Raw genomic sequence first — 8,543 nt, forward strand, 5'->3', positions numbered from 1 at the left:
TCCCCGCACCKCAGCCCGCACCGCAGCCCGCGCCCTGGCAGCCGAGCACKCCGTCCGCCCCCGCCGCGCAGCCGGCCCCGTGGCAGCAGGCCGCCTCGCCAGCGCCCGCGGCGTGGCAGCCGACGCCCTCGGCGACCCGGACCCCGACCGCACCCGCGGCCGGCCGGCCGGACCAGCCGAGCGGCCAGCCGACATGGTCGGCCGCGCCGGCCCCGTCCCCGACGGACGCCGCACCGGCGGCCTGGGCGCCCACCGGCCTGTCGGCCGGTACGGTGCCGGCGCCCCGCGCAGGCGGGGATCCGGCGGCCCCGGCGTTCGCCCCGCTGCCGGACTCGCTCGGCTCCTCCGTCGGCGGCAGCGTCGACGAGGACGACGACGACCCGGACGACTACGACGACGAGCGGCCCCGGCACCCGTACACCTGGCTGCACCTCATCGTGCTCGCGCTCGTGGCGTTCGTGCTCGGCTTCCTCATCGTCCTGCTGCTCAGCCAGCGCGACGACGCCGCCGCCGGCACCAGTGCCGCGGCACCCGCCGGCACCCACCAGACGCACGTCCTGACCGGCCTCCCGGCCGGTCCTGCCTGACCGACACCGAGGAGACCCGTGGCTGCGACCGAACGAGCGATCGAGCTGGCCGTGGCGGCCGCTCGCGCCGCCTCCGACATCAAGGCCGAGGAGATCATCGCGCTCGACGTCAGCGAGCAGCTCGTGCTCACCGACGTCTTCCTCATCGCCTCCGGCAGCAACGAGCGCCAGGTCGGCGCGATCGTCGACGCCGTCGAGGAGGCACTGTTCAAGCTCGGTGCCAAGCCGATCCGCCGCGAGGGCAAGGGCGCGGGCCGCTGGGTGCTCGTCGACTTCGGCGACGTCGTGGTGCACGTGCAGCACGCCGAGGACCGGGTGTACTACGCCCTCGAGCGGCTGTGGAAGGACTGCCCTGTGATCGACCTCCCCGCTGACGCGCGGGGGACCGACCAGGGCGCCGACGCGTGACGGCGGGACGCCTGCTGCTGGTCCGGCACGGCCGGACGGCGTACAACTCGCAGGCGCGCCTGCAGGGCCAGGTGGACATCCCGCTCGACGACGTCGGTCGCTGGCAGGCCCGCACCGCCGCCGCGCGGCTGCTGACGCGGCACGAGCCGACGGCCATCGTCACGTCCGACCTCAGCCGCGCGCACGAGACGGCCAGCTTCGTCGCGCGTGCGGCTGGCCTCGACCTCGTCGTGGACGCCCGGCTCCGGGAGCGTGCCTTCGGGCTCTGGGAGGGCCTCACGGGAGACGACCTCAAGCGGGACTGGCCCGAGGAGTTCGCCGTCTGGCGCGCCGGCGGCCAACCGGAGGGCGTCGGCGCCGAGACCCGTGCGGAGGTCGCCCAGCGCGTCCGCGTCGGGATCCTCGAGCACGCCGCGGCGCTCGGCCCGGACGACACGCTCGTCGTCGTCTCGCACGGCTCGGCGATCAGCTGCGCCGTCGGTGACCTGCTGGGCATGCCGACCGACTGGCACGGCTTCACGGGCATGCTCAACGTCCACTGGACCGAGCTCGTCGCCACCCGCGGGGACTTCGCGCCGCCCTGGCGCATGGTCGGCTACAACCTGGGGCCCACCGACGCGTCGAGCGACTGGAACGCCGGACCCGACCTCAAGCACGACTCGGAGGCCGACTCCGAGACCCGCGACCCCGATTAGCGTTTCGGAGCGCGTTCGTTCTAAACTCTCCGAGCGCCTACGGGCGTGAGTGGTCCCCCTCGGGGGGCTGCGGGGCTGTGGCGCAGCTGGTAGCGCACCTGCATGGCATGCAGGGGGTCAGGGGTTCGAATCCCCTCAGCTCCACCGAAAGTGCTGGTCAGAGGCCACGCCGGGATCCTGAACCTAGGAGCCTGACGTGGCCACTGGACTTTTAATGGACACTTATCGGTCCCGACTCGGTCTCTCGAGGGGCCGCCCCGGACCTCCTCGCGCGTGTTGGGCTGAGTGCCGCACACCTGCTGGCATGGGACCAACGTGACGTCGGCCACCGAGCCATCGAGGTAGCGGGGAGTGTTGGTCCGACCGCTCCCGTCATCGCACGGTTCATCCGTCATGAGGAACGTCGTCGCGGCCCAAGGGGAATCGAGCAGGTCCGCAGATGTCCGCAACGGCTCAACTCCTGCTGGTGGCGGCGGATGACGGACGTCATCGGCACGATCGGTGCCCATCTCGGCATCGGCGGCCAACGCCCATCGACCGCGTCGACAACGCAGCGAGTCAGTCCATCTCGCCCCACCGGCGCGCTAGCTCAGCGCGCCGGTGCGGCGTTGCCTCACGCGTGCTCGTCGACCGAGCGCGAGCTGCTCAGGGAGAGCGCCCCAGCGCCCGCGATGAGCCCGACGACGACGGCGAGGGTCAGGTAGACGACGCGCTCGCCATGGAAGAAGGACTGCACGAGATCTGCTCCCCACACCCCGGCGGGCAGCACCGTCGTCACGAGGACCGCGATGAGGGTGCCGACGACCGCGGTGCCGACGCTGGTGCCGACCTCCTGGGCCGTGTCGTTCAGGGCGGCGCCGAGGGACGTGCGGGTCTCGGGCATCGCCTCGACGAGGGCCACGGCGCAGATCGTCATCACGGTGCGCAGGCCGATCGTGAAGGTGACCATGAAGAACGCGATGGCGAGGTAGCCGTGCTCGACGCCCCAGGCAAGGCCGCCCAGCGACCCGGCCAGGAGGACGGCGCCGATGAGGCACGCGATCCGGTGGCCGAAGCGCTTGGCGAGGCCCTCGGAGATGGGCGTGGCGGCGATCATGGTGAGGATCAGGGGCAGGTTGGCGAGGCCGGCGCGCATCGGGCTCCACCCGTACGCGTACTGGAAGTGCAGGATCAGGCCGAACATGACTCCCGCCATGGCCACCGAGGTACCGATCTGGGCGATGCTCGCGCCGCGGACGGTGCCGTTGCGGAAGACGTCGAGGTCGAGCATGGGCTGCGCGGTGTGGCGCTCGTGCCAGATGAACGCGAGCAGGGCGAGGACGGCCCCGAGCCCGGAGGCGAACGTCCACAGGGACACCCAGCCGTGCTCGACGCCGCTCGTGGCGGTGTAGCAGGCCAGGCCGATGGTCGCGACGCTCAGGATCGAGCCCGGCAGGTCGAGGCGGTCCTTCGTCAGGCCCGCGGCGTCGTCGGGCGCGACGCCCTTGCGCACGCCGATCCAGGCGAGGAGCGCGATCGGACCGTTCACGAGCAGCAGCCACTGCCAGCCGACGTGGGCCAGGGCGGTGCCGCCGAGCAGCGGCCCGAGGATGAATCCGCTCATGCCGACGACGATCATCACGGTCATCGCGCGCATCCGGAGCTCGGCCGCGTCGAACAGGCGGAACACCAGCGAGTTGGTGATGGGCGCCATCGCGGCAGCAGCGATGCCCAGTGCGGCGCGCAGGGCGATGAGCTCGCCTGCGGTGGAGACGCCGACGACGAACAGGCTGATGAGCCCGAACCCCGCCAGCCCCCACAGCAGCACGCGGCGCCGGCCGAGCCGGTCCGCCACGGAACCGGCCGTGAGCAGCAGGCCGCCGAAGGTGAGCGAGTACGCGCCGGTGACCCACTGGAGCGAGGTGGTGCCGGCGCCGAGGTCCCGGCCGATGGTCGGCAGGGCGATGGTCAGCAGGGTGTTGTCCACCATCTCGACGAAGAACGCGAGACAGAGGGCGAACATCGGGATCCACGCGGCGCGGAGCGACGGGTAGGTCCGCTGCGGGGCAGGAGCGGTGAGAGTTGTCATGGCATGTCCTTCGGTAGAACCGTGTTCGTTCATCGAACGCTGTTCTATACGCTAGAACGATGTTCGATATAGTGCAACCATGCGAACGGAGAACGACGTGAGCGATGCGTCACAGGCGCCAGTTCCGGACCGTCCACGCGGCGGGGCCCGCGGATCGGGCGGCCGGCGACGGGCGTCCCACTCCTTGGAGGCCGTCGTCTCCGAGTCCGTCGCGCTGCTCGACGAGGCAGGCGCAGGCGGGCTCACGTTCCGCGCTCTCGCCGCACGTCTGGGCACGGGAGTCGGCACCATCTACTGGTACGTGTCCAGCAAGGACGAGCTCCTCGAGCGTGCGGCGGACAGTGTGCTCGCTGGCGTCCTGGCGCAGACCGCGCACCTCGGAACCGGCGAGGACCCGATCGCCGAGGTGCGGGAGATGGCGATCGCCTTCTACTCCGCGACCGTGAACCGCCCGTGGCTCGGTGCCTACTTCCTGCAGGACAGCGGCACGCAGCCCAATGGCCTCGCGTTCTACGACCGGATGGGCCGCGAGCTCATGCGGCTCGACCTGACGCCCAGGCAGCAGCTCGACGGCATCGCGGCGATCATGGCGTACGTCGTGGGTGTCGCCGCCGACCGCGGCCAGGACCCGCCCCAGGAGGTGCGGGACGGGATCGTCGACCGAGAGGAGTTCGTCGCGGGCTTCCGGGAGCAGATGCGCAGCCTGGGCGCCGACGAGTACCCGTTCCTCCATCACATCGCCGACGAGTTCGCCGCTCACGACGACGGTGAGCAGTTCCGCGCGGGGCTCGACCTGCTCCTCGCGGGGCTCCGGCAGCGGGCCGGCGCCTAGCTGCTCATCTCCAGGCGAGAACGTGACACCGGATCGTGCTGCGGTACGTCTGGTCTGGCCCGGTCGTTCGCGAAAGGGCGGCGCGAGATCGAGACGTGTCCACCGCTCCGAGCCCGCCGTATCTGGTCGGCAGGCTCGATGAGGCATGTTCGGCGCCCTCGTCGGGTGTCGCCAACATGACGGCCACCCTCGGCGAGCTGACGACAGGACGTGTCGAGTGTTCCTGCGGACCGAGGCGACGGTGTCCTACTCGCGGGCGGGCGGGCGGTCGCGGCCGGCTTTCGTCGGGGTGGGCCCCGTCATCTGTGGGTCATCGAGGCCATGAGGCGACCCATGATCCGTACGCGGACGCGGCGAGGGAGCGGCGCCAACGAGGTGCGCAGCACCTTCGCTCTCGGACCCGGGAGAGCAGTGGGTCGGCGCCCGAGGCTGTCGAGGATCGGGGCGGCGAGGTCGGCCGGGTCGCTGCCGCCGCTGAGGTTCATGCCGGCCCGGGCACCGAACCCGCTGGCGGTCGGTCCTGGCGCGGCGGCGAGGACGTCGACGCCCCGAGCGGACAGCTCGACGTGCAGCGCCTCGCCGAGCGTCTGGACGTAGGCCTTGGTTGCGGCGTAGTGCGCTGCGAGGGGCATGCCCTGGAACCCGACGATCGAGCTGAGCAGGATGATCCCGCCGCGTCCCCTCGCGTCGAACCGTCCGGCGAAGTAGTGCGCCTGCGCAGTGACGGCAGTGCAGTTCACTGCGAGCATGTCGAGCTCGTCGGCGAGGTCGCCCGCGATGAACGGCCCGGAGGTCCCGAAGCCGGCGGCGGCCACGAGGAGTCCGACGTCGAGCTCTGCCGTCGCGGCGGCCAGTTCCGCGACGCCGGTCGAGCGTGCCAGATCGATCGGGACGACGGTCGTCTCGATGTCGTGGCGCTCCTCGAGCTCAGCGGCGAGCGCCCGGAGGGTGTCGACGCGTCGCGCGACGAGCACGAGGTCGACGCCCCGCGCTGCGAGCTCGACGGCGAGCGCGCGGCCGATGCCCGAGGAAGCCCCCGTCACCACGGCGACGGGGCCGTAGCGCTGGGCGAACCGGATGCCGGCCCGGGGAGTCGTCACGGTCGTGTGGCCGTGTTCCGAGCCGCAAGGGCGCGTTCGAGCGTCGAGACGTCGCCGGTGATGACGACCTCGGCGTCGCTGGGATCCAGGAGCCCGGAGAGGACGCCGAGGACATGATCGGGTGGCCCGGCGATGCGGGCGTCCGGATCGATCGCCGGCTGCGGCAGCACCGCGGGGCCGGTCGGGCCGATGGAGATCGTGGCGATCCCGTCGCCGGACCGGGCTTCGATCCTGATCGGCTGCTCCGAGGACGCGCCGGCGTACACGCGCCGGAGCGCGCCCGCCAGCCACTGTGGGTCGAAGGTGTCATCGCCTTGCCCGGTCGCCATGAGTGGCACGCCCCAGCGGAACAGAGACTGGAGGACGTCGTCGAGCGCGCGGCCTCGTTCGGTGAGCGCGTAGCGGTCGTCGTGTTCCACCAGACCGGCGGCTGCCAAGTCGCGGAGCCGGTCGGCGAGCAGGTTGGAGGCGACGCCAGGCAGGCCCGCTCGTAGCTCGGAATAGCGCTTCGGTGCCGCCAGCAGCTCGCGGACGATCAGCAGCGTCCAGCGGTCCCCGATCACATCGAGGGCCCTCGCGATCGCGCAGTACTGCCCGTACGACCTCACCGGTTCAGCATGCAGTTGATTTTCTCAAGCGTCAACGTGGACCACCGTCCCAGCACGCCGTGCCTGACGGAGACGGTGCGGCGCAGGCTGCGGACGTGGCGGGTTCACCTCCGGCGCTCCCGTGCTCCGCCCGACCTGCCTCAGGGTTCGAAGATGTAGCCCATGCCGGGCTGCGTGACGATGTGGCGCGGGTGGGACGGGTCGTCCTCCAGCTTGCGGCGCAGGGACGCGGAGTAGACGCGCAGGTAGTGCGTCTCGTCGGAGTAGCCGGGCCCCCAGACCTCGTGCAGGAGCTGGCGTCGTCCGACCATCCGGCCGCGATTGCGCACCAGGACCTCGAGCATCGACCACTCCGTCGGACTGAGCCGCACCTCGTTTCCCTGGCGCAGCACGCGGCGGCGGGCCAGGTCGACGGTGAGTGCGCCGGCGACCACGACCGCGTCGTCCGTCTCGGCCGGCGCGTTCGACCGGCGGATCGCCGCCCGGAGGCGGGCGAGCAGCTCGTTCATGGCGAACGGCTTGGTGACGTAGTCGTCGGCTCCGGCGTCGAGGGCGTCCACCTTGTCCTCGCCGTGCTGGCGAGCGGACAGGACGACGATCGGCACGCGGCTCCAGCCGCGCACCGCGGCGATGACGTCCAGACCGCTCATGTCGGGGAGGCCGAGGTCGAGCAGGATGACGTCGGGTGCGCGGTTCGCGGCCGACGAGATCGCCGACGCGCCGTCGCCGGCGGTCGCGACGTCCCAGCCCGAGGCTCGGAGCGTGATGGCGAGCGCGTGGGCCAGCCCCGGCTCGTCGTCGACCACGAGGATCTTGTTCCCAGCCATCAGACGCTGACCTGGGCGAGGGGGACGCTGACGAGCATGGTCAGACCTCCGCCGGGGGTGTCTTCGACGGTCAGCTCCGCGCCGACCGCCGTGGACAGTCCGTCGGCCACGGCCAGCCCGAGCCCGAGCCCGGTACCTGTGGTGTCGCCGAGGCGCTGGAACGCGTCGAACATGTGCTCCTTGAGCTCGTCGGAGATCCCGGGGCCGCCGTCGACGACGCGCACGACGATCCCGCCGCCGACGACTGCGGCACTGACGATCACGGGGTTGTCGGTGGGTGCGTGCCGGACGGCGTTGGACACGAGGTTGGCGATGACGCGTTCCAGCAGCCCGGGGTCGGTGTGCACGAGCGGGAGGTCGTCGGGGACGTCGAGGACCACGGCGCCCGGCGGGTAGCCGTCGATCGCGAAGGGGACGACCTCGTCGAGGCTGGTGGGGCGGAGCACCGGACGGACGCTGCCGGTCTGCAGCCGGGACAGGTCGAGCAGGTTGTCGATGAGCCGCTCGAGCCGCGCGGTGGCTTCCTCCAGGGTGCCGACGAGGACCTCGCGGTCGGCTTCGCCGAGGTGCAGATCGGTCGAGGTGAGGCCGTCGACCGAGGCGCGGATGGTGGCCAGCGGGGTGCGCAGGTCGTGGGAGACCGCGGCGAGCAGTGCTGTCCGGGTGGCGTCGGCCTGGCCGAGCACCCGTGCCTGCTCGGCCTGCGCCCGCAGGCGGTCGTGCTCGAGCACGATGCCGACCTGTGAGGCGAACGCCTCGAGCACGCGGCGGTCGCTCGCCGGCAGGACGCGGCCGGTGAGCGCGAGGACCCGGTCGTCGTCCACGGTCAGGACGGCCTGCGCTGCCTCGGGGTCCAGGGCCGGGTCGGCGCCGTCGGTGGCGAGGACGTCCCACCCGGAGCCGTTCTTGGACAGCAGGGCGACGGCCTCGAGCGTGAACGTCTCGCGCAGCCGGGCGACCAGGGCGGCGGCCGTGTCCTGGCCGGTCAGCACGGACCGGGAGACCGCGGCCAGGGCGGACGCCTCGGCGCGCGCCCGGAAGGCCTCGGCGGTGCGCCGGGCCGCGAGGTCGACGACGGAGGCGACGGCCGCCGCGACCAGCACGAACACGGTCAGTGCCAGCGCGTTCTCGGGTTGGGCGATGGTGAGCATGCCGGTGGGCACGATGAAGAACCAGTTGAGCAGCAGGAACCCCACGACCGCGCTGACGATCGCCGGCCACAACCCGCCGACCAGCGCCACGAGCACGGTCAGCGCGAGGAAGAGCATGAGCTCGGTGGGCAGGCTCACCACGTCCCGCAGGGCGCTGAGCAGCACGGTGAGCAGCACCGGGCCGAGCAGCGCCGTGGTCCACCCGGCGAGCCGTCGCGACCGGGACAGGGGCGAGCGCCGTGGTCGTCGGCGGCCCCCGCGCGCCTT

General features: G+C 72.1%; 8 protein-coding genes, 1 tRNA gene and 1 pseudogene. 5 read left to right on the forward strand and 5 right to left on the reverse strand.

The window, feature by feature from the left end:
• The 4 genes and pseudogenes from AC1DQC_RS19545 to AC1DQC_RS19560 all read left to right on the forward strand — a co-directional run.
• Positions 1 to 587, forward strand: a pseudogene (locus tag AC1DQC_RS19545) (hypothetical protein); the annotation flags it as partial.
• 18 nt (positions 588 to 605) lie between these two features.
• The gene (gene rsfS / locus AC1DQC_RS19550; RefSeq protein WP_456847472.1) at positions 606 to 995 is read left to right on the forward strand and encodes a ribosome silencing factor; all 390 of its coding nucleotides are present in this window, start codon (positions 606 to 608) and stop codon (positions 993 to 995) included.
• A complete protein-coding gene (locus AC1DQC_RS19555; RefSeq protein WP_477052897.1) occupies positions 992 to 1,690 on the forward strand; it encodes a histidine phosphatase family protein in 699 nt (232 codons plus the stop codon). Before rsfS ends, AC1DQC_RS19555 begins: the two co-directional genes overlap by 4 nt.
• A gap of 71 nt (positions 1,691 to 1,761) precedes the next feature.
• A tRNA-Ala gene (locus AC1DQC_RS19560) sits at positions 1,762 to 1,834 on the forward strand.
• A 469-nt stretch (positions 1,835 to 2,303) separates the two neighbouring features.
• On the opposite strand, the gene AC1DQC_RS19565 is transcribed toward AC1DQC_RS19560, so the two are convergent.
• Positions 2,304 to 3,758 carry an MFS transporter gene (locus tag AC1DQC_RS19565; RefSeq protein WP_477052898.1) on the reverse strand — a complete coding sequence of 485 codons (1,455 nt, stop codon included), beginning with the start codon at positions 3,756 to 3,758 and terminating at the stop codon, positions 2,304 to 2,306.
• Positions 3,759 to 3,855: 97 nt separating this feature from the next.
• Here AC1DQC_RS19565 and AC1DQC_RS19570 point away from each other — a divergent pair, with 97 nt between their 5' ends.
• Positions 3,856 to 4,590 carry a TetR/AcrR family transcriptional regulator gene (locus tag AC1DQC_RS19570; RefSeq protein ID WP_477052899.1) on the forward strand — a complete coding sequence of 245 codons (735 nt, stop codon included), beginning with the start codon at positions 3,856 to 3,858 and terminating at the stop codon, positions 4,588 to 4,590.
• 299 nt (positions 4,591 to 4,889) lie between these two features.
• Here the strand turns inward: AC1DQC_RS19570 and AC1DQC_RS19575 are convergent, their stop codons facing one another.
• The 4 genes from AC1DQC_RS19575 to AC1DQC_RS19590 all read right to left on the reverse strand — a co-directional run.
• Complete coding sequence (locus AC1DQC_RS19575; RefSeq protein ID WP_477052900.1) at positions 4,890 to 5,690, reverse strand: SDR family NAD(P)-dependent oxidoreductase; 801 nt, start codon at positions 5,688 to 5,690, stop codon at positions 4,890 to 4,892.
• A complete protein-coding gene (locus AC1DQC_RS19580; protein ID WP_477052901.1) occupies positions 5,687 to 6,298 on the reverse strand; it encodes a winged helix-turn-helix transcriptional regulator in 612 nt (203 codons plus the stop codon). Before AC1DQC_RS19580 ends, AC1DQC_RS19575 begins: the two co-directional genes overlap by 4 nt.
• Positions 6,299 to 6,438: 140 nt before the next feature.
• Positions 6,439 to 7,125 (reverse strand): response regulator, encoded by a 687-nt coding sequence (locus tag AC1DQC_RS19585; protein WP_477052902.1) that lies wholly within the window; start codon positions 7,123 to 7,125, stop codon positions 6,439 to 6,441.
• Positions 7,125 to 8,543 (reverse strand): sensor histidine kinase (locus AC1DQC_RS19590; RefSeq protein ID WP_477052903.1); only part of this gene is annotated, 1,419 nt, incomplete at its 5' end. The genes AC1DQC_RS19590 and AC1DQC_RS19585, both read right to left, overlap by 1 nt.

It is taken from the genome of Cellulomonas sp. P4_H12, from assembly GCF_056400905.1.

Coding starts and splice junctions, on each gene's coding strand:
- AC1DQC_RS19565 (WP_477052898.1), bottom strand. CDS start 3,758: ATGACAACTCTCACCGCTCCTGCCCCGCAGCGGACCTACCCGTCGCTC.
- AC1DQC_RS19585 (WP_477052902.1), bottom strand. CDS start 7,125: ATGGCTGGGAACAAGATCCTCGTGGTCGACGACGAGCCGGGGCTGGCC.